This is a genomic window from Flavobacterium sp. KACC 22763 (assembly GCF_028736155.1).
Classification (GTDB): domain Bacteria; phylum Bacteroidota; class Bacteroidia; order Flavobacteriales; family Flavobacteriaceae; genus Flavobacterium.
In genome coordinates, this window is sequence record NZ_CP117879.1 from 604,816 (window position 1) to 627,789 (window position 22,974).

General features: G+C 33.2%; 11 protein-coding genes and 1 pseudogene. 1 reads left to right on the forward strand and 11 read right to left on the reverse strand.

Annotated features, from left to right (window positions below; translation table 11 throughout):
* Positions 1-2: 2 nt before the first annotated feature.
* The 3 genes from PQ463_RS02685 to PQ463_RS02695 all read right to left on the reverse strand — a co-directional run bounded on the left by PQ463_RS02685 (position 3) and on the right by PQ463_RS02695 (position 4,736).
* Positions 3-1,397, reverse strand: a complete 1,395-nt coding sequence (locus PQ463_RS02685) for a tetratricopeptide repeat protein (RefSeq protein ID WP_111378468.1) — start codon at positions 1,395-1,397, stop codon at positions 3-5.
* Positions 1,398-1,661: 264 nt separating this feature from the next.
* Entirely contained in the window at positions 1,662-2,855 is a 1,194-nt protein-coding gene (locus tag PQ463_RS02690) for an aspartate aminotransferase family protein (protein WP_274256196.1), read from the reverse strand.
* 201 nt (positions 2,856-3,056) lie between these two features.
* A complete protein-coding gene (locus PQ463_RS02695) occupies positions 3,057-4,736 on the reverse strand; it encodes an OstA-like protein (protein ID WP_274256197.1) in 1,680 nt (559 codons plus the stop codon).
* Positions 4,737-5,020: 284 nt separating this feature from the next.
* On the opposite strand from PQ463_RS02695, the gene PQ463_RS02700 reads away from it, so the two are divergent.
* Positions 5,021-6,892 carry an alpha-amylase family glycosyl hydrolase gene (locus PQ463_RS02700; protein WP_274256198.1) on the forward strand — a complete coding sequence of 624 codons (1,872 nt, stop codon included), beginning with the start codon at positions 5,021-5,023 and terminating at the stop codon, positions 6,890-6,892.
* A gap of 91 nt (positions 6,893-6,983) precedes the next feature.
* Here PQ463_RS02700 and PQ463_RS02710 read toward each other — a convergent pair.
* From PQ463_RS02710 to PQ463_RS02745, 8 genes and pseudogenes are all read right to left on the reverse strand, one after another.
* Positions 6,984-8,612: pseudogene (locus tag PQ463_RS02710) on the reverse strand (alpha-glucosidase).
* A gap of 152 nt (positions 8,613-8,764) precedes the next feature.
* Positions 8,765-10,483 (reverse strand): hypothetical protein, encoded by a 1,719-nt coding sequence (locus PQ463_RS02715; protein WP_274256201.1) that lies wholly within the window; start codon positions 10,481-10,483, stop codon positions 8,765-8,767.
* Positions 10,484-10,493: 10 nt separating this feature from the next.
* A complete protein-coding gene (locus tag PQ463_RS02720) occupies positions 10,494-11,780 on the reverse strand; it encodes an MFS transporter (RefSeq protein ID WP_274256202.1) in 1,287 nt (428 codons plus the stop codon).
* On the reverse strand, positions 11,780-12,838 hold the full coding sequence (locus PQ463_RS02725; RefSeq protein ID WP_274256203.1) for a glycoside hydrolase family 130 protein: 1,059 nt from the start codon (positions 12,836-12,838) through the stop codon (positions 11,780-11,782). Before PQ463_RS02725 ends, PQ463_RS02720 begins: the two co-directional genes overlap by 1 nt.
* Positions 12,839-12,906: 68 nt before the next feature.
* The gene (locus PQ463_RS02730; RefSeq protein ID WP_274256204.1) at positions 12,907-14,457 is read right to left on the reverse strand and encodes a RagB/SusD family nutrient uptake outer membrane protein; all 1,551 of its coding nucleotides are present in this window, start codon (positions 14,455-14,457) and stop codon (positions 12,907-12,909) included.
* Positions 14,458-14,467: 10 nt separating this feature from the next.
* Positions 14,468-17,554, reverse strand: a complete 3,087-nt coding sequence (locus PQ463_RS02735) for a SusC/RagA family TonB-linked outer membrane protein (protein ID WP_274256205.1) — start codon at positions 17,552-17,554, stop codon at positions 14,468-14,470.
* A gap of 203 nt (positions 17,555-17,757) precedes the next feature.
* The gene (locus PQ463_RS02740) at positions 17,758-21,978 is read right to left on the reverse strand and encodes a hybrid sensor histidine kinase/response regulator transcription factor (protein WP_274256206.1); all 4,221 of its coding nucleotides are present in this window, start codon (positions 21,976-21,978) and stop codon (positions 17,758-17,760) included.
* Between the two features lie 213 nt (positions 21,979-22,191).
* Entirely contained in the window at positions 22,192-22,971 is a 780-nt protein-coding gene (locus PQ463_RS02745) for a superoxide dismutase (RefSeq protein ID WP_008462756.1), read from the reverse strand.
* Positions 22,972-22,974 lie beyond the last annotated feature (3 nt).

The window sequence follows — 22,974 nt, forward strand, 5'->3', positions numbered from 1 at the left end:
TCTTATTTACGATGTTTTTCTATATAATTTTTTACTGTTTTTTTTGCCCAAACCACAGGAAACAAATCTTCGATTAGAATATAGTTGTCAAAGTTAAGGCGTAAACCATTGCTTAAGTGAAATTTAGCTTTTGTGTTGTCTTGAATCATAAAATATAATCCAGCCAAACGATATTCGATTTCATTTTCTTCAGGGAAATATTCTGTAGCCTGTAATAAAGTTTGGATAGCTGTTTCAAATTCTCCTAAAAATTGAAGAATGTCAACCCAGAATAACCAAGTGTCTAATGCATAATCTCCAAACTCAACCGCTTTTCTAAAACCAAATTCGGCTTCTTCAAAGAAATTCATCTGTTTGTTGATTGTAGCATATCTTTTCCAGTACAAACGATTCTGATTATCGATTGCCAGTGCTTTATTGACAAAGAATAATGCTTTCTGATAGTTTTTCTGGCGAAGGTGAAAATCTGTTATGGCAATCCAGCCTTTGTCTAAAAGCGGATCTTCATGAACAGTTTGGTTATAATATTGGATTGCCTTGGCTAAATTTCCAAGTTTTTCATAACATTTTCCAATTCGAAGAAGGGCGTACGAAGTCGCATCGTCCAATTCGATGGTTCTGTTATAACTTTCAATTGCTTCATTGTACTTTTTAAGGCGCTCATACGCTTTTGCTTTTTCCATGAAAGCTCCTAAAAATTCATCATCAATTAGCGTTGCATAATCAAATGCGCGAATGGCATTTTCATACTCTTTTACGCCATAATGTAGACGTCCAAGCTGATGCCACGCAATTTCACTGTACGGATTTCTGTCGATATATTCGTTAAGATATACAATAGCTTCTTGGTTTTGATCTAAAAATTCAAAACAATATACTACGTTATAGAGAGCAGATTGATCTTCTAAGTCTTCTTCAAGACATTTGATAAAACTCTCCTTTGCCAGCTCGAGATTATCCATAAAAAGATATTCCATACCAATTAAATTGTACACATCTGCATAATCATCAGTGTATTGAAGCGCGATTTTTAACAGTTCAACTGCTTTTTCGTGCTGATCTCTTTTGGAACAGATATTGGCTTTCTGGATGTAGATTTCCTCGTTGTTAGGTTCAATTGCGTATAACTCATTCAAAAGCTTTTCAGCGATCTCGAGTTTGTCATCATAAACTAGCATTTCTACTTGTACTAATTTTAAGCCTGTAGATTTTGGATGCTGGTCTAATGCAAGTTTTAAGGCCTTTTTTGCTAAATTAGCCTTACCTATGTCTAAATAATGAAGAATTATTTCTTCGAATTCTTCAGAATCAAAAAAGAGTACTTTGTTAGTTTTTAACATCGACTCAAATTTGGATAGGGATAGGTTATAATCTTCTTCTTCGTTGCTTAATTGCATACTTCGTATTTTTGAAATTAGCCTGTTATAAATTTAGGCAACCATATAATCGCTGTAAGGATAGGAAATTAATTGTTTTGAACAATTTAATTAACAATATATGGCGTTTTTTATTCTATTTTGGGAAGAAATCTCCTTTATTATTAAGGGATTAGCTTCGGTTTTGTCATTTTTTTATTTATATAAGAAGACTTTTTTGAAATAGGAATTGAGCATTAATTTCTGTCAGTTTTACTAAAAATAGTGCTCAAATAATTTTATAATTTAGTTATTGTTCTTCTTCATTATTTCGTCCATCACGTCTAAAATAATCGCACAACCTTCTCTAATTTCATCTTCAGAAATAATCAAAGGAGGTGTAATTCTGATTGCGCATCCTTCAAATAAAAGCCAGAATAAAATAAGTCCTCTGTCTTGACAAGTTAAAATGACTTCGTTGGTAATATCTGCCGATTCTGTCATGGCGGCAAGCATTAATCCTTTTCCTCTAACTTCTGTAATCAAAGGATGTACCAAAAGTGATCTGAAGAGTTTTTCCTTCTCTAGCGTTTCTGCCATTAAATTTGTTTCAGTTAATTCTTGCAAAGTAGCTAAACAAGCTGACGCAATGACAGGGTGACCTCCAAAAGTGGTGATATGTCCTAATTTTGGGTTTTCTGTTAAAAGATCCATTTTTTCAGCAGAGGCAGTAAATGCTCCAACTGGCATTCCGCCGCCCATTCCTTTGCCCATAACCACAATATCGGGAACAACATCATAATTTTGGAAACCAAAAAGTTTTCCCGTTCTTCCAAAACCTGGTTGGATTTCATCAACTATCATTAAAGCTCCAACCTCATCGCAACGTTCACGAACTTTTTGCAAAAAGTTATTTTCAGGCTGAATAAATCCTGCACCACCTTGAATGGTTTCTAAAAGAATAGCGGCTGTTCGAGTGGTTATCTTCTGTAAATCTTCTTCGTTGTTGAAAGTGATAAAATCAACATCTGGAAGTAGGGGTCTAAAAGCTTGTTTGCGTTCTTCAAATCCCATAACGCTCATAGAACCCATAGTGTTTCCGTGATAAGCATTGTGACATGAAATAAGCTGGCTGCGTCCCGTAACACGCTTGGCTAATTTTAATGAACCTTCAATCGCTTCTGTACCAGAATTAACCAAATAGGTTTTGTTTAAAGATTCTGGAAGCAGAGAAGCCATCATTTTGCAGTATTGAACAGCTGGACTTTGAGAATATTCGCCGTAAACCATTACGTGCGAATATTTATCCAGTTGATCTTTTATAGCTTGATTGACTCTCGGATGCTGATGTCCTAAAGTACAAGCCGAAACTCCGGCAACAAAATCTAAATATTTTTTATCGTTTGTATCGTATATGTAAGAACCAATGGCATGCGAAACTTCCATTCCGAGTGGGTAAGGAGAGGTTTGCGCTTGGTATTTTATAAAATCTGGATTCATTTCTTTTAGCTTCTAAATTGCTGAGATATTAAGACTCTGAGCTTTTATGTTTTTAACTGTAAACTGTGACCGCGACTGAAAACTTTTTGAGGTTCAAAGTAGCAAAGGTACTGAGGTTCTAAGGTTTTTGACTTTACGCTTAAGTTAACTTTGTGGTTTAAACAATCGCAAAGCATTGTAAACTGTGACCGCGACTGAAAACTATTTGCTTTTAGCTTTTGTGTCTGTCTTAGCAGTAGGATTCTTTTTATCGTAATTTAAGGTTTCTTTCCTGACTTTTAAGGGAACGTTTTTACCTTTTTCCTCTTCGTCTTTTCCTTGTTTAATCAGTTTGTTATTCTCTTCGTTTTCTTCTGCGGTAAAAATATCATCTTTCGATTTTATTCTTTCATCGCCACGCCAATTCATACCTCTTAGTTTACGAGCATTTTCGGGAAGTTCATCTTCAGGAAAAATATCTCCGTCGACTTTATTGAAGAACGTAATCGTTTCAATAGCATTATTTTCCAATATCATATTGATTTTACTGCTAACATTTTTATTGATTCCGATTAGTTCATGGGCATCGTTCCGCATATAATAAATTACTTCGGTGTTTTTGATAACATCAACATCATGAAGTTTTCCATCTCGGAATTTCCCAAACAAATTGAGCCCCTTGACTTGATTAAATCCTGTTCCGAGCGTGTCCTTGGATATGACGAAAGTATTGTTGAGCACTTTTAAAGAGTCAATTTTCCTTGTTTTATTATCGCCAATCAAATGCATTACATCTCCTGTGATCTGGTTGTCGCCATTCCAAAGAATCGGATTTCCAATCAATTTTGTTAAGGCAATTTTAGAATCAGAATGTATTGAGTCACATTTACCGCTCATGTCTGTTTTGTAGAAACGAACATTTTTATATGCTCTCAAAATTCTTTCTCCTTCTTTTCCTGTAACCATTAATTTTTGTCCGTGAATGTAGACTGAATCATTTTCAACAAGATTAATGGCAACCGCTCTTTTAGTTACAAACATTGAGTCTTTCAGCTTATAAAGCTCTGCATAATGGCCTTTTACAATTCCTTTATTGATAGAATCGGTGATTTTTACATTTCGGGTTGCCGAAGCAAATTCGGTATTTCGATTATAAAATAAACTATCGCCTTCTATGCGCCTATCGTCATATTTAATGTATGATTTTCGTAGAAAATGGGCTAAGTTTTTCTTAGTGTCATAAAAACCTTTTTCGGTATAAATGTAATTGGCTTTACTCGTAATAGTGGATGGGCCAAGAAGATAGGTGTGACCAGAATTGCTGTAATAATCTAAATGGTTCGATTTAATCACATATTTCGGATTCGTAATCGTAACTTCAGTCAAAAACTGGAATTTCTTTTCTTTTACAAAATATCTTCCAGATTTACTCACCAATGTATTGTCTTTGTTTATGATAGTACCTTTGGTGTTGTAAAATGCTTCTTGAACATTTCTGTCAAAATTAATAGTATCAGTCTGCAAAGTAGCATCTGGCGAAGTTAAAACGGCATTTCCTGTAGCAAAAGCTTTTTTTGCATTACCGCTATATTCAGCATATTTACTATTCAGAAATAAAGTGTCTCCTTGTACTAATTGTACATTTCCGAATGCTTTTAGATAATTTTCTTTTTGAAAAAAATAGGCCTTATTGCAAGTTAATACAACTCCATCGTGGTTTACTTTTACATTTCCAGTAAGTAAAAGTGCATCAGGTACATTAACCTGATCTACATCAGAAAAGTCAGCATTCTCGATGACAATAGTTTTCGGAGATTGTGCAGGTTTTTTTGCTTGTGCGAAAGTGAATTGAACGCTTAAAAAAGACAGACAAATAAATATGAAAAAGAGTGATTTCTTCAACTGATTAAATTTTTGTCAAATTTATAAAAAAGGTTAGAACCTGTGGCTGATATTAGGATTAATTTATAATAAGTCATCAACAGTCTAAAGTCAGATTTAAGCGTCATTTAATTTTTCAACAAAATGTCAAACTCTCACGTTGTAGTGCTTGTATTTTAGACTGAAAACATTGTAAATTAGATAAAACGTTTTCGGAGTTTTAAAAAATGAGCTATTTTTAGAAAATTGTTTTGATGCTTTTTAGTATTGAAACCAAATAGGGAAGATAAGAATAGCCTAAAAATATGATAAGTAAAAAAATAATCGTAGCCGGAATAACATTAACGGTACTATTTTCAGCCTGTAAAACAAAAGACATAAAAATGAGCACAGCAAAAGAACAAACCGCAGCAGAAAAGAAAGTTGTAGTTTATCAAGTTTTTACGCGCCTATTTGGAAACAAAAATACAAACAACAAACCTTGGGGAACTATTGAAGAAAATGGTGTAGGGAAATTTAATGATTTTACGGATAAAGCGCTTCATGAAATAAAAGATTTAGGGGTTAGCTATATTTGGTATACAGGAGTTCCGCATCATGCTCTGGTGCATGATTATACGGCGTATGGAATTTCAAATGATGATCCAGAAGTAGTAAAAGGACGCGCAGGTTCTCCTTACGCAGTAAAAGATTACTATAATGTAAATCCAGATTTGGCTGTAAATCCTGCAAAACGATTAGAAGAATTTGAAGCTTTAATCAAACGAACTCATAATGCAGGTTTGAAAGTGATCATTGATATTGTTCCAAATCACATTGCGAGAAAGTACGAAGGAAAAACAAATCCGGAAGGAGTAAAAGATTTTGGAGCAGGTGATGATGTTACGGTTGAATATAAACGAAACAATAATTTCTATTACATTCCACAGCAGCATTTTGAAATTCCTGACGGTGACATTCCTTTAAATGGAGAGAAAAATCCGCTTATTGATGGAAAATTTGATGAAAATCCTGCGAAATGGACTGGAAATGGCTCCCGTAAAATTAAACCAGACCAAAATGATTGGTATGAAACTGTAAAAGTAAATTACGGAGTGCGTCCCGACGGAACTAAAGATTTTCCTGAACTTCCTGCTGGTTTTGATCAGAAAACGTATCAAGAACATTTTGCTTTCTGGCAAGATAAAGACGTTCCTGATTCTTGGAAAAAATTTAGAGATATTGCGCTGTACTGGACAGCAAAAGGTGTTGATGGATTCCGTTATGATATGGCAGAAATGGTTCCGTATGAGTTTTGGAGTTATATGAATTCTTCCATTAAAACGAAAAATCCAAATGCGTTTTTATTGGCAGAAGTTTATAATCCGAATGAATATCGCAATTATATCCGTTTAGGAAAAATGGATTACCTCTATGATAAAGTGGAGACTTATGATAAACTGAAAGATATTATTCGCGGAAAATCTTCTCCAGACGAATTGACAAGTATTCAAAATGGAATGTCAGATATAGAACATCACATGCTTCATTTTCTTGACAATCATGACGAACAGCGTTTGGCAAGTCCAGAATTTGCAGGAACGCCAGAGAGAGGAAAACCTTTAATGGTAGTTTCTGCAACAATCAGCACTTCGCCAACTATGATTTATTTCGGACAGGAAGTAGGAGAGGCGGGGAACGAAGATGCAGGTTTTGGAAAACGCTCCAGAACATCGATTTTTGATTATATCGGCGTTCCAAACCATCAGCGTTGGATGAATGGAGGGAAGTTTGACGGAGGACAGCTTTCGGAATCTGAAAAAAGACTTCGTGATTTTTACAAACGATTATTGAACTTTACTATTAATAGTAGTGCTTTAATGGGAAGTTTTGAAGAAATTCAGACTGTAAATCGTCAAAACACTAGTAATTATGGTGAATTGATTTATTCATTTGTTCGTTGGTCTGAAAATCAAAAATTGATTATTGTAACAAATTTCTCTTCGGAGAAAACGAGTGTGTTTAATTTGAAAATTCCATCTGATATTATTCTTAAATGGAATTTAAAAGACGGTGAATACATGCTTACAGAGCAATTGTATTTAAAGAATAAAAATGTTTTGACTGTAAAGAATGGAGAAGGAACTGTTATAGTTGAAATAGCACCTTCAGAATCATTTATTTACGAACTTAAGTGATTTTTATAGGGTTTTAAAAATTTGTTGACATTTATATATTGCGAAATTACCTAACAGGTTTTTAAAACCTGTTAGGATTGTAAATTAAGCCTTAATGTTTATATACAATAAAGCTGTTTGATTTTAGAAGTTTGTTTCCCATTAATATTTTAGCATTATCAGGAACTGTAGCTACTTTTTTTATGCCAAAATTAATTGTAACCGTAATTTTTTCTCCTTCAAAAGACCTTGTGAATGAGATTTGATCTTTTGATGATTCAAGATTTTCATAATTTCCGTATTGCAAAACTTTTTCTTTATTTCTTAAAGTGATTAGTTTTTTGTAACTGCTAAGAATAGATTTTTTTTGGTTTTCTAGAACCTCAACATTTGTTTTTTTATAGTCGGCGTTGATTTTAATCCAGATTTTTTCTGTAGAAAATCCAGCAAAAGCATCTGAATTCCATTGCATCGGACTTCGTGATTTATCTCTATTATGCTCGTTTGCTTCAAGAAGGGACTCTTTTTCATTTTTGCCTTTTTCAATAGCCAATTTATAGTGTGTTCTTCCTTGTATATCTACCATTTCATTTATGTTTTCTGCGACGATATTGTGCATTCCAATTTATTCTCCATAATAAATAAACGGAACTCCTTTTGCGGTTAGTATCAAAGCAGTTAAAGCCACAGCACGATCCGTATCTCCATTAGCTAAACGGTCGATCATTCTGGGCATATCATGGCTTCCGAAAAAGAGAGTTGGGTAATTGCTCATGTTTTTTTCCATGCTCTGTAACTCATCAAAAATTTGCTGAGTCGAAAATTCTTTAATGCTTCCAAAGTTGAAATTAAAAACAACATCTAATAAATCTTGCGATTGGTATTGTTTTAATATTTCAATATTATCGCTTCCAATTTCTCCGACAATAAAACGATTTTCGTATTCATTAACGGTAGATTTTATAATACGCATTGCATTTTTTACACCTTCTTGATCTATATCATTGATGTGATCTTGTTTTCCGTCTTTCATCGGATTATCTTTTGTGATTCCGTTTGTGGTCAGAAAATTAATTACATCCAATCGAAAACCATCTACACCAGCATCGAGCCAAAAGCGTAATACATTTTGGATCTCAGCAACTACTTTGGGGTTTGACCAATTCAAATCGGCCATTCTTTTATCAAATTTATGATAGTAATATTGATTCGTTTCAACATCTTTTTCCCAAGCTGTTCCTCCAAAAAATGATTCCCAATTGTTTGGAACATCTTTCCAGATATAATAATCACGATACGGATTGTCTTTTGATTTTCTAGATTCCTGAAACCATTTAGAATCAGTAGAAGTATGATTAAAAACCATATCTATAATTACTTTTATTCCTCTTTTATGTGCTTCATCTAAAAAAGTATCAAAATCAGCTTTGGTGCCGTAAGTTGGGTCTACTTCGTAATAATTGGCAACATCATATCCGTTATCTACTTTTGGAGAAGTTAAAAAGGGAGTGAGCCAGATACCTTTTATGCCAAGATTTTCTAGATAATCTAGTTTTTGAGTCATTCCTTTAAAGTCTCCATATCCATCGCCATTGCTGTCAGCATAACTTGGCATGTAGATTTGATAAAACACAGCTTCTTTCCACCATTTTTTTTCAATTGTTTTTTTTTGAGCAAAAGAAGAATTTATGTTTAGCATTAATAGAAAAAAGAATATGTATTTCAATAAGTTATATTTCATGAAATTGCAATCTGATTAATAATTGTGTAATTCGAAAAAGAATGAGATAGTTTTTTTACGTTTGTCATTGCTATATTTTGGATATAAAAAATACCTAACAGGTTTTTAAAACCTGTTAGGATACTCATATAAATCTTGTAGAATTATTGATTTTACTTTTTTGGTTGAACCTGATAATCTACTACAATATCATCAATCAGCATTTTTTCTCCTTGATAAGTTACTTTTCCATTTGTGGGAACACATACAATAACAGCGGCTTGTATAGGATCAAGTTTTATTTTGGCAGATGATGTAACATTTCTTGCAACAAAACTTCCTGAAACGGTATTGTATAAATCTACTTTTTTACCTTTTTCGGTATTTAAAATAACCGTTTTACTTTTTGAATATGGATTATAATATAAATAAGATGGATATGCTTTTTCGTGATAAAAATCTGTTGCTAATAAATTTAACTGTAGTATTCCAGTAACATTTGTAGCACGGATGATACTGCCAAAAATACCAACATGACCGCTTCCGTAAACACTAAATTGAGATTCTTTAGGATTTTTTCCAAGTACCCAAAGAGGACCGTCGCCTTGTGCTACGGGACCTTTTAAGTGTTCGTATTCTTTATAGCTCGATTGTTTAATAATTCCTTCATAAGCAATTACACCTTTGGTTACATCGGCAAGTTCAGGAATAGTCTGATGTTCTTTTGGCATATATTGCGGATAGAAAAAACGAGAAGCATTGGCGGCATTCAGCATCCATTTCCCGATCGCAGCTGCATACGATTGATCGTATCTAACCATTGGCACCAATGGCCATGCGGCATCATAAGTGTTCATGAGAAAACCGTAGCCACCATGATCAACTGTGCTTCCAAATGTTCCCGAAATATCGATTCCGTTCCAGTTTCCCACTAGTGCTCCCCAACCTTCACGACAAATTGGTGTTCCGTCAAAAGTCCAATCCAGCATTTTGCTGGTATCGTATTTTGAATTTTCTTCTGCATTAATTCTTGCGGCCAGATAAGCTCCAAACGGCATTAAGACTTCATAAGTCGGATTTTTTGATTGCGATTCTAATGCTGCTAATGCACTTTTTGCACCTTTTAAATATTTAGCATCACCGAACTTTTTATATGCCATATATAAAACCCAAGCATGTCCAGCTGCGGCGTCGGGCTGAGTGCAGATATGGTTGGTCATTGGTGTCATCTTGTTATAATCAAAATACGAATAATTATAATTTCCGTTTAAAATAACATCGGCCTCATAAAATTTGTCTGCAATAGTTCTGGCTATTTCTGTAAAACCAGGCTCGTTAGGATATTGGTCATAAACCGCAAAGAACAAAAGGTTAGGGTAGACATCGTACCACCAGTCACGACCATAACCACCGCCTAATAAAGCAACTTCTGGGCAAGTATTATTCATCATAATATTCCAGTTGGTTTCTTTGTTGAAGTAGTTTTTCAACATGGCAACATAATTGAGGTTCTGCTGATTGGTTTTGTCAATTCCTACTAGTGTTGCACCCATTGTAGCGCCCATTGTAGCGAGAGCTTCATGAAACATTCCCTTATTGTTAGTCCCTTGTCTTACATCTGCTACAGCAGTATACAAACCAACTACATTTTGAGGAAAGTTTTTTTGGCTTTCATCAATCCAAACCATTGGCCAAAATTTACCTTTGGCATTAAAATCATAAACGGTTTTGTCAAAATCTAAAGCCAGTTTTTTATAATCTATAATTTGCAAAGGTTGCGGAAGATTTGGCATTTGATCGACCCTTGGTATTGGTTGCTGTTTTACTTGAGCATTGGCAGTAAGACTTAAAACAAATAGGCAAGAAGTAGTAATTTTTATAAATGTATTCATTTTGTGATCTTTAAAGTTGGTTTACCATTACTTCATCCAGAATTTTAGTTTCTGTATTTTCATCTGGAGAAAGTTCGATTCCTTGTTTAATAATTTTTTTGCTGATAAAAATGGAGCATAACTGCAGCAGAGCAATAATTCCGATGGCGTATCTTAAAGCAAAATCTTCAGAAACGGCATAATAGAGCGTTAAAAAAGTTCCTGCACCCAAAAGTCTGCCAATATATAAGCCAGCTTCGTGATTTAAGATATACGCAAATTCACCTCTTTTTTCTATTTTAGAAACAACATCAATTACTTTTAATTGAATAGGGAAGTAGGCTAAATCCATTAATGGTTTTGCTATAAGTAACAACAACAAAAAGATTATTACACCCATTTTGTCGAATAAAATTCCGTTAAGACAAGCTCCCAAAGCAAATAAAATCAAACCAACAGAAAAGGTTTTGATTCTGTCTGAAGGCTTAGAAAAACGACCAATAAAATAAATTATAATAGCTGCCAAAATAGCTCCTATAGACTGTGCCTGACCTAGCGCTCCTTCTTCTCCTAAAATTTTAAAAATAAGCATTGCGGGTGCTGTTACCAGGAAACCTTGTGCTAAACCCTTAAAAGTAGCCAGAGATAATAGTTTGTACCATAAAGGATGAAACTTGAAAAAGATGTATTTTTTTTGTGTAGGATTTTCAAATTTACCTCGGTAACAAACTATTGAAGCTATAATTGTAATTAAAAAGACTACTGCGGTAATGATTACATATGCCTGATGTTTTTGATCTTCACCAGTTTTAGATTGTATAAACCAGCCAATTGTAGCAGGTATTGCAATGGCGATTATAGTATATATAAAAGTCTCTAAACCGTAATAATAATTTCGATTATTATCATTTGTTATAGACAAAGCGAGATAATCTCTGTTTGACCAATATAAACCAAATGATAGTCCCATTGTGATTCCAGCAATTCCAATTCCTAATAAATCTAATGTTTTTAAAGACATCATGATAATCATTGAAACACCGCTAAGCATCATTCCTATAGAATACAATTTTTTGATATTGAAATGCTTTAGCAAGAAACCATTTAGTAAAAAAGTAAGCGGAATTCCAGTATAAATGGCTAATTGATAAATAACAACTTTAGAAGTGTCATTTGAGTTTCGCATGATATATGCTGCAACAAAAATATCAATTACTGGTAATACCAGTGCGTAAACTAAGTTGGTAAAAATAAGTATTCTAAAATTATGGGTTTGGCTTTTAAAATGGTCAATTTCTGATATAAGTTTTTTAAACATTAGTTATTTTTTAAAAGTAAAAGAATTTCTTGAATCGAAAATTGAGCACCGCAGACAAATTCATCTGAAGCTCCGTAATAAATGGTAAGTGTATCTCCATCTGGTTCTACAACATGGCCGTTGGTAAATACTACGTTGCCAAAAAATCCACTTAATTCATATTGAGTTGTTGGAACCATAATTGGCGCTTCGGTTCTTGCAATTACTTTTGAGGGATCATTTAAATCCATTAAAAAAGCACCTAAACAATACTGATGATTTTCGTTGGCGCCATGATAAATTTCTAGCCATCCTTTTTCTGTTTTTATAGGAGAAGCTCCAGCGCCCACTCTTTTACTGTCCCAATGTTCTTTTCTAGTTTTTATAATGCAATGGTGATTTCCCCAGTGAATGCCATCTGGAGACGAAGCCAGCCAGATATAATTGCCGCCAATATCTACACTGCTCGGACGGTGTAAAGCATAAAACAATCCGTTGATTTTTTCTTCAAAAATGGCACAGTCTTTATTATGTGCAGGCAAGATCATACCATGTTTTTTGAAGCTTTTCCAATCTGTGGTAGTACGCAAACCAACTCCAACACCATTGTCTGATACCGAAGTAAAAGTTAAATAATAAGTTCCTTCAATTAAGACAACTCGGCAATCTTCTATACCAAATGTTTCCAGCATTCCTTCTCCAACCAAAGAGGGATAATTTTCAGGTTCATAAAAATTATGTCCATCTTCACTGCACAATAAGCGTAAATGCGAGAGTGTTGTTAAATAATCAACGCCTTTGTAATTGATTACTCTTGCATCTGTTGCTATTAATTCAGGATCATCTTTTGCTATTTCAATAATTTGAATAGAACCGGTTTCGGTTAATATGGGGAAAGAAATTATATTTTCCTTTTGTTTTGGTCTTTCGGCAACACGTACTACCAGCCAAGTTTTATTTTCATATTGAAATACTCCTGGATTTAATAAACAGGTAATTTCTAATCCTTCTCTACTTGCAGGAATATCGGCAGGTGATAATAATGGGTTATCTGTAAAACGTTTAGCTATGTCTTTCATGTTGTTTGATTTCTTTATTATTATAAAATCCTAACAGGCTTTATAACCTGTTAGGTCTCAATTTTAAATTAATATCCAGGATTTTGAGTTAAAAGTCCTGCTGAAGCATCTATTTCTGATTGCGGAATTGGATATAACATATGTTTGTCCTGAAAATTTTTCCCATGTGCATTCATTACTTCCTTAGCAATTCCCCATCTTTTTAAATCGGGCATTCTTTGGTTTTCAAAACCAAGTTCAGCTCTTCGTTCAGAAATTAGCCAGCCTTTTATAGTTGCTTTGTCACCAGAATTAGGTCGGTCTAATAATGTTCCTGCTGGTGGCGGTGGTCCAACTGTTGTAACCGAAATCGTTTTGGCTGGATTATCTGGAAAATTAGGATCTTGAGTTATGGAAGTAACAGTTGTAACTGTATTTCTTGCTCTTGCTCTAATTTGATTTATAATTGCAATTGCATCTGAATAACCTCCTGTTTCGTTAAGTGCTTCTGCTTTCCAAAGTAAAACATCGGCATAACGGAAAAAAACTTTATTATTTGGAGCGTCATCATCTCCTTTGTTTCCTCCATTTGTAGTTCCTAAAAGTTTATTAATCCATTGTTCAGGCACATTTACGGTGTATAATTTTCGAGGATCATTTGGTTCAAATGAAGCTAAAAAATCGTTGCTTGGCACAAAAAATCCCCATCCCAAAGGAGCACAAATTCCATTTCCTCTTCTCGGATCTGCTTGTTTAACATGATTGTATGAGAATATAACTTCGTTGTCAGTATATTCAGTATTCATATTAAAGTTATCAAAATAATTGGCATTTAAACTATAAAAACCAGTGGCTTGTAGTTCTGAAACCAAAGATATTACACCAGACCAATCTTTATTATATAAAGCAGTTTTGGCAAGTAACGTAATAACTGCCCCTTTTGATACTCTCCATGGTTCTTTTTCAGATGAATATTTTGAATTAGGCAAAAGTGTTTTTGCTTTTTCCAAATCAGTTTTTATTTGACTCCATACTGCTTCTTTTGGCGCTCTTACGGCTTTGTCAAAAGCTTCCTGATATGTTTTTATTGGAGACAGAATTAAAGGAACATCTCCAAAATTAGTGACCAAAGAGAAATAATAATAAGAACGTAAAAAATAAGCTTCTCCTAATAATTGATTTTTTCTTTCAGGAGTAATTCCTGTAATGGATTCAATATCTGGATTTAAAAGAAAATTTAATGCAATATTTGTTCTTTTTATTCCCTCATAATCGTATTTCCATAATCCGTTTGGACCTCCGTTGGTAGAAGTAAAAGTAAAATTATTGATTTCATCCATCCATGGTTGATCTCCATCTGGAGCCCATTTTTTCTCCATATCATCAGACGCTAAATCGTCTATTATGATATCATTCTGAAATACCAAACCGCCATTCCAATCCCAATTTGCTAATTGATTTAGTTTATTGGATAGCATATCATAAGATGAAGTAACGGAAGTTTCTACAGATTTTAATGTTGGTTTTGAATTAGCCTGTTCCTGAGTCTGTCCGCCAATTGGTTCTGTCGTAAGTTCATCCTGACAGCTTGTTAATGCTAATAGCGAAATCAAGATCGCTGATATATATATGTTTTTCATGGTTTGTTTATTAAATTTTAAATTTTAATCCCATTAATATTGAAGTAGATTGAGGGTAAGTTCCTTGATCTATCAAAGAAGTAGATTCAGGATCTAATCCTGTATATTTTGTAAAAGTCAATAAATTTTGACCTGACACATACAATCTTAAATAAGTATCACCAATTATTTTAGGATCAAACGTATATCCAATTTCTAAATTTTTTAATCTTAAGTAAGATGCATCTTCAACAAAAACGCTTGAAATCTGACTACCGCCGTTGTCATTCATTGTATTGCGAGGAGTTGTATTACTTGTTCCTTCGCCATGCCATGCATTTAAAACTGCAGTTGTTGAGTTAAAAGGACGGCTGTCATAATCTAAAATTTGTTTTAAATCATTGTAGCGATCCACACCAGAAACACCTTGGAATAAAAATGACATATCAAATCTTTTGTATTCTGCATTAAATGAAAAACCGTATGTTATTTTTGGAATTGGACTTCCTATAAATGCTCTATCATCTGCATTAATCTGTCCATCCCCATTTAAATCTTTAAACTTAATATCACCAGGTTTAGCTCCGTTTGAATTGGAGTATAGTGTTGAATTTATTTCTGCTTGATTTTGATAAATTCCGTCAAATTTTAATCCGTAATAAGAACTTATAGGCTGTCCAACAACTGTTTTTGTATGTGTTTTGTCATCAGGAATCTCTGTAACGTATTGTTGAAGCTGTTCTACATTGTTTTTAAGAGTTGCAATATTTCCGCTAATTCCGTATTTGAATTCATGATCATTATTTTGAAAATTAGCTCCAAACTCAAATCCTTTATTGCTTACAATTCCTGCATTAACATAAGTTTTGTCAATTTGGCCAACGGTTGCCGATGGTAAGCCCACGGCAAGTAAAATATCGTTTGTTGTTTTATCAAAATAATCAACAGAGAAAGTCAGTTTGTTGTCTAAGATACCTAAATCAACACCAAAGTTGGTTTGTGTAGTTGTTTCCCATTTTAAATCTGGATTGCCATAACGAACTACCTTGATAATTCCTCCGGTTTCTGTAACAAGAGTTTCGTATGCGTTATTAGGTATTTCTTGATTTCCTGATTGTCCCCAGCTGGCTCTCCATTTTAAATTAGAAATCCATTTTGTATTTTCCATGAATTTTTCTCTTGACATTACCCAGCCTCCTGAAACTGAAGGGAAAAATCCCCATTTGTTATTTGGACCAAAACGAGACGAACCATCAGCTCTTATCGTTCCCGAAGCAAAATATTTATTATCATACCCATAATTGGCAGAACCAAAGAAGGAAATAAGATTCCACATTTGAGCAGATCCTGAACTGTTTTTATCAATATCACTACCGTAATCAAGATAACGGAAAGGATCAGTAGTATTATTATAATTTGTTCTGCTTCCGCCAACAGCAGATTGATTGAAACTAACTGTTTCTTCTCCTAAAAGTGCATTGATACTGTGTTTTTCGGCAAGAGTTTTAGTATAGTTTAATGTATTTGTAAAAGTAAAAGTTGTAGCTTCTCCACGATTTTCATTTAAATTCGAAGGTCTGTTTTGTCTACCTTGACCTGGGTACAACTCATTTGGATCATTGTCATTATCATCGCCAAAATTCTCTCCAAAAGCTTTGTTGTGATCAAAAGTAACTTCTGCTCCAAAATTACTTCTGAATTTCAGTGATTTATCAGCAAGGAAAGCATATTCGCCATATACATTTCCAAACAGTTTAAATGCAGATCTAACATCATCTGTAAAGTGAACTATCGCAAGCGGATTAGAAGTAAGTTCATAGTTTTTACTCCATCCGCCATTTGGATTGTTGTTTAAGTAAAAAGGAAGGTCAGTATAAGGATCATTTGCTTTGTATGTAGGATCGCTTATATCTTTGTAAGCTCCCAATACAGAAGGACGTAATAATGCATGTCTAATTACTCCTGGAGCGTCTCCACTTGAAGACAGTTTATCTTGTTTGCTGCTTGTAATTTGAAAATTTGTTCCAACTTTGAAACGATCCGTAACTTCGGTATTGATATTTGCTCTAAAATTAATACGCTTGTAAGTATCTTTATCACCTACAATAATACCATCTTGTCCGAAATAACCACCAGATATTAAATACTGTGTCTTTTCTGAACCGCCACTAAACGAAAGCTGGACATTGTCTGTTTTTCCTGCACCAAATAGTTGTTTTAACCAATTTGTATCCGAAAAAGGTATTCCATTAACATTTCCGTTGGCTCTATCAATACTATATGGACTTGCTGCGCTAGCAGGGTTATTATTAGAATTATGCCAAGCCTGATCCATTACTGTTAGATACTGACTTGCATTTAGCATTTTAGGTAGGTTTGTGGCAAAGTTTACTCCAGAATAATATTCGACATCGATATTCGATTTTCCTTTTGCACCATTTTTTGTAGTAAGTATAACAACACCTCCTGCAGATCTTGACCCGTATATTGCAGTTGCAGCAGCATCTTTTAATACCGTCATCGATTTTACATCAGACATATTCAGGAAAGAGATATCGCGTGTAGCAACACCATCTACAACATACAAAACCTCATTGTTGCCTAGTGTTCCTTCTCCTCTAATACGTATTTTAAGTCCATCTCCAGGGGCGCCTGTATTTGCTGAAACAGAAACACCAGCAACCTGACCTTGTAATGCCTGACCAACGTCGGCTACTTTTGTTTTGGATAATTCAGCCATATCTACTGTAGCAACAGCACCTGTTATCGCAGATTTTTTTTCGCTTGTATATCCTACAACAACCACTTCATTTAAGGTGTTTGTATCTGTTATAAGAGTAACATTTAGTTCTTTTTTGCCAGCAACAGCTACTTCCTGAGTTTGGTATCCTATATAACTAAAAACTAAAATAGCATTTTCGCTTGTAGTTTTTATACTATAGTTACCATCAAAATCAGTTGTCGCATAATTTGAAGTTCCTTTTTCATTCACGTTTACCTGTGGCATCAGTCCGTCGACATCCGAGACCGTACCTTTTACAGTTTGGGCCTGCATAATACTGCCCAGCATAATTGTTCCGAATAGGAATAATTGGAGTATAAATTTTTTCATCATCATAAAAAAGTGTTAATTGGATTACTAGTTAGGTTGTTTTTTTGTGGTTTTTTTAAGGTTAATTTTGTTTTGTGGTTTTAACGATAACGTTTGAATTAATTATCAGGCATAAAATTAGTTTGAGGGCATAAAAAATCATGTACACTATTTCTTCAAAAGTGTATACTGTGATTTATGTTTTTGGAAATTAGGGTTTTAGTGGTTTTTTAACCCTTTGATTTGTATTTGAGCTGATAATTTTTAGGCGTTAAATCGTATAATTTTTTGAATTCACGATAAAAATAAGAGCGATTATTGAAGCCAGATTGATAGCAGACTTCAGAAACGGTTAATTTGTTTTTTCTTAACAATTCTGCTGCATATTTTAATCGAATGGTTCGAATTAAATCACCTGGAGTAAAACCAAAAAGTTGTTTGGTTTTTCTGTATAATTGCGAATTGCTTATGCCGAGTTCTTTCTCGATAAATAAACTTTGAAGATTTTCATTATCAATATTATCACGAATAAGTTCAATAACTTTTTTTATAAAATCTTTCTCCTCGTGATTTAAATTAAGATTTGGCAGATTTTCGGTTAGCGTATCTTGTTTAAAATGCTTTGAGATTAATTCTTTTTCTTCTAATAACTTTTGAATCCTTATAAGTAAATGATCTGGATAAAATGGTTTTGGAATGTAAGAATTCGCACCGCTTTCAATTCCTTCAATTCTATGTATAACAGAATCTTTTGCGGTTAGCATGATAAAGGGAATATTACAGGTTTTAAGATTGGTTTTTATTCTTTTGCAAAGTTCAACACCATCCATGTATGGCATCATTACATCGCTAATAATAATGTCTGGTAATACATTTTCAATTGTTTTTAAAGCCTCAATACCATTGAAAGCTATAATAAGCTTGTATTTTTCGCCCAGTAATTCGTTAAGAAGCACATGAATATCTTTTTCATCTTCAACTATTAGTATTACTTTTCGATTATCAGAAAGTTCTTCTAGCGATAGAACTTTATTTGGAGTATCTTCCAATTTAATGGGGCTTTCTTCCAAAATATTTTTTAAATGATGTGATATTAAAATTGGACTTATTGCGGTATCCAATTCCTTTTCACTAAAAGCTTCTTTATTGCAAGGCAGTAATATTGTAAAGGTAGTTTCTTTATTTAGAGTGCTTGTAACTTGTATTTCGCCTTTTAATACGCTTACTAATTTTTTTACATAGGCAAGACCAATACCAGTTCTAAACATATTGTTATCGGTTTCTTTGGTATTGGTATCGGCTAAGAAAAATTGGGTAAACACTGAGTCTAATTCTTCTTTTGGAATTCCTTTTCCTGTGTTTGTTATTGTTATGTGTAGTTTTTTAGAATCGGTGTCCTGAATACAAAATTTAAGATTTATTTTTCCATTTACTGGCGTATACTTAAAAGCATTTGACATTAGATTGAATACTATTTTTTCAATTTTATCTTTGTCAAACCATCCTAGCAGTGTAGGAGGAATGCTAAGGCTGTATTCAATATTATTATCTAAAGCCCATTCGTCAAACAATTCGGCAATTTGTTCAGTTAGATTTACCAAATCAAATTTTTTCACGGTTACTTCTAGATAATCGTATTCTGCTTTTCTAAATTCAAGTAATTGCTGTGTTAAGAACAATAAACGTGAAGAATTTCGTTGAATCATTTGTATGTATTTCTGATTCCTTTCGTTAAGATTTGCCACTTCAGAAAGTTTCTGAATAGGCCCAACGATTAGCGTGAGAGGTGTTTGAAATTCATGCGCAATATCTGTAAAAAAGGTAAGTCTGTTTTCATGTAGTTCTTTTTCTCTTTGTCTAAAAAGAATATTTTGAGTCAAGGATTGACGTTTTCTATAGTAACTAAGTACAAACAATACAAACGCCAAAAACAGCAAGGAATAGATTATTATAGCAAGATTAGACTGCCAAAAAATAGGCTTTACACGAATATCAATTGCATGAATCGGTTTACTCCAAACGCCATCGCTATTAGACCATTTTACCCATAAAGAATAGTTTCCTTTGGGCACATTTGTAAAAGAAATAATTTTGCGGTTATTAATTGTATTCCATCCTTTATCAAAATTCATTAACTGATAGGCATATTGACATTTTTCAGTATTGATATAGGTTAAAGCTGTCAATTTGATATCAAAAAAGTTCTGATTATGATTTAAAACAATTGACGGATATGTATGAGAATCTGGTGTTATTATTAAACCCTGATAATATGGGATTGATTGATTTTGACCGCTAATTTTATCTATAAAAAGATCCGGAATTGCATTAGATTCTTTTATTTTTTGTGGCCGAAAATAATTAAAACCTTTAATGCCTCCCATAAAAATAAATTCAGATGCCACGTCCTGATAAAATGCACCATCAGCAAATTCATTGTTTTGAAGACCTTCATTTCGAGTATAATTAGTAAATTTTAATTGTTTAGGATTAAAATTAGACAAACCAAAATTCGTACTTAACCAAAGATTATTTTTTTTATCACACACAATACCATGAATAGTATTATTAGGAAGACCATCTTTTACAGTAAAGCTTTTAAAAGATGCTTTTGAGCCATTTTTTGAAGAATTTAATAAATTAAGACCAAAACTAGTGCCTATCCAAAGCCTGTTTTCGGCATCGGTTTGCAAGCACAAAATATCATTATTAGACAAACTAGCAGCGTCATTCGGATTGTTTTTGTAAACTGTAAAATGCTCTGAGTTTTTATCAAATAAATTTAAACCTCCTAATCGAGTTCCAATCCAGAGTTGATTTTTGTTTTTAGGAATGATGGAAAAAATAATATTACTGCTTAAAGTATTTTTTTGATTATTAACAGCAAGATATTGTTTAAAGTCAGTAATTTTTAAATTTTCTCCCAACCTTTCGATCTTGCATCGAAGCATTCCGTATCCATTGGTTCCTAGCCAAATAAAACCATTTTCATCCTGATAGATTGAGTAGACAGATTTAAAGTAGCTGCAGTTTTTGCTGCCTATGATATCTGCCCAATTAATTAGCTTATATTTTTTAAGATCAAAAACAGAAATTCCTTCGCCATCACTTCCAATAAAAATTAAGTTGTTTTGGCCTTTAAATAATGAAAACACAGCATTATTAATGGGGCTATTATTTTCATTGTAATTTTGATATTCAATAGGTTTTTCGGGATCTAAATAAAATTTTGATGAGAAACGGAAAAGGCCTTTTCCCTTTGTGCCCACTAAAAAGGAATTTTTATCAACCGGCAAAAAAGTTCTAACAATTGCGCCATCTAATTCTGGAACCTCCGATTTAGAAATTAAGTTGAATGATTTCTCGAGAGGAAACATTTTAATAATTCCGTCACCATCAGTTCCTGTCCAAAGAATGTTTTCATTTCCTTTAATTATTGTAGTAGTTTTTTGCTTATTCAGGTGCTTTAGCCAATTATTACTGATTGTATTACCAGTAGCATCAATAATATAATGCCCAGTTTTACTTGAAACAACAAGCCCTTCAGGGATATTTCCAATAGTACTTTCAATGTCTCTTTTAGGAAGAAGCGTATTCTCATGAGTTGTAAAAGAATATAAATTACTATCTCCAGTAAGCGATACGGTACATATTTTCTCTTTAGAAACAACTCCAAATGTTTGGATGTTTTTGGAAATTAATACTATTTTAGAAATTGCAGGTTTTTCGTTTGGTTTGTTTTTAAAGGATATCGCATAGAGTTTATTATCATCAAATAATACTACTAATTCTCCACTCAACGTGAATTCCATTTTTTTTACCGCTTTTTTTAAAAACTTTTGATTGTTTAAGAGTTGAAAAGAAGTGCCATCAAAGTAACCAATTCCCCAATCTTTTACAGCACAAAATACTTTTTTAGAAGCATCAAGAGACATATTAAATTCAGATTCAGACAAAGGAGGAATATTTTCTCTTGAAAAATAATAATGTTCAAAAACACTATTTTTTTTATCATAACGGTTAATTCCGTGTAGGGTTAATATCCAGATCTTTCCAGTGTTATCTTCATCTATTTTTAGAATTACCTGATTACTCAGACTATTTTTGTTATTTATTTCTGGTCTGAAAATTTCAAAACTGTTGCCATCGTAACGGTTTAAGCCATCCCAGGTTCCTATCCAAAGCAAGTTTTCTGAATCCTGAAATATTGCATTAATAGAGCTGTTAGATAAACCTGTGGTATTGTCTAGTTGCTCTAATGAATATTCTGTATTTAGTGTTTTTACATGGTCAAAAACTGATTTTGAGTTTTGATTATCAATTTTTAATCGAGAAGCTTCAAATAACTGATTAGTAGCAGATTTGTTATTTGGAATGACGCTCTCTTTATTTTGACATGAAAAAAAGGATATTATACAGGTAAAATAAATAAAGATGGATTTGATTTTCAATTTTGTTATTTATGTATCATGTAGAATATTTATAGTTTTTTACTATGTAGTAAATATTCTTTTTTGGGTTATTATGCTGGTACTAAGGTAAATATATGCAATTTGTAAATGTATGACTTTTGTCATGATTGTTGCAGTTTTACTAGTCGAAATAAATGTGAGATACAATTTAAGCAAAAAAAAACTGATACAATTTGTATCAGCTTTTTTGTTTTATACTTTTTTAACCTTTTTGAGTGCTTCAACGTAATATTCGTTTACTTTTTCCCAATTTATATGATTATAAAAGGCATCAATATAACTGCCTTTTCGGTTTTGGTAATCTAAATAATAAGCATGTTCCCAAAGATCAATTCCCATAATTGGAGTTCCTGGAATCAAAGCGTTTTTCATCAATGGATTGTCCTGATTGTCTGTTGTTGTGATTTGCAATTTGCCATAACGGTCCACAACTAGCCAAACCCATCCAGAACCAAACTGCTTTTCTGACTGTGCTTTAAATTGATTCGTCAGATTATTAAAAGAACCAAATTCTTTATTTATCGAACCAGCGAGAGTATCTTTTGGAGTTTGTTCTTTCGGGCTAAGAATATTAAAATACAAAGTATGATTGTAATACCCGCCTGCATTCTGACGAAGTTTTAAATTGGTAAGAGGCATTTTTTTTAAAATGTCCTCAATAGGCATGTTTTCAAACTCAGTCGAAAGAATCTCTTTATTGAAATTGTTTGTATACGACAAATAATGCTTAGAATAATGTGTTTCTAAAGTTAAGCTTCTAATGTCTGGCGCAAGTGCATCATAATTAAATGGCAATTTTGTCATTTCAAAAGAACCAGGATCGGCCTTAACATCATTTGGTGAGCCGATAGTTATTTTTTCTTCTTTTGTTGGAAGAGGAACTTCAACTACTTCAACCAGCTTATCTTCTTTACAAGAAAATAATAGTAAAAATGAAGCTAAAGTGCTGAAAAGAACAACGTTTTTCTTCATAAT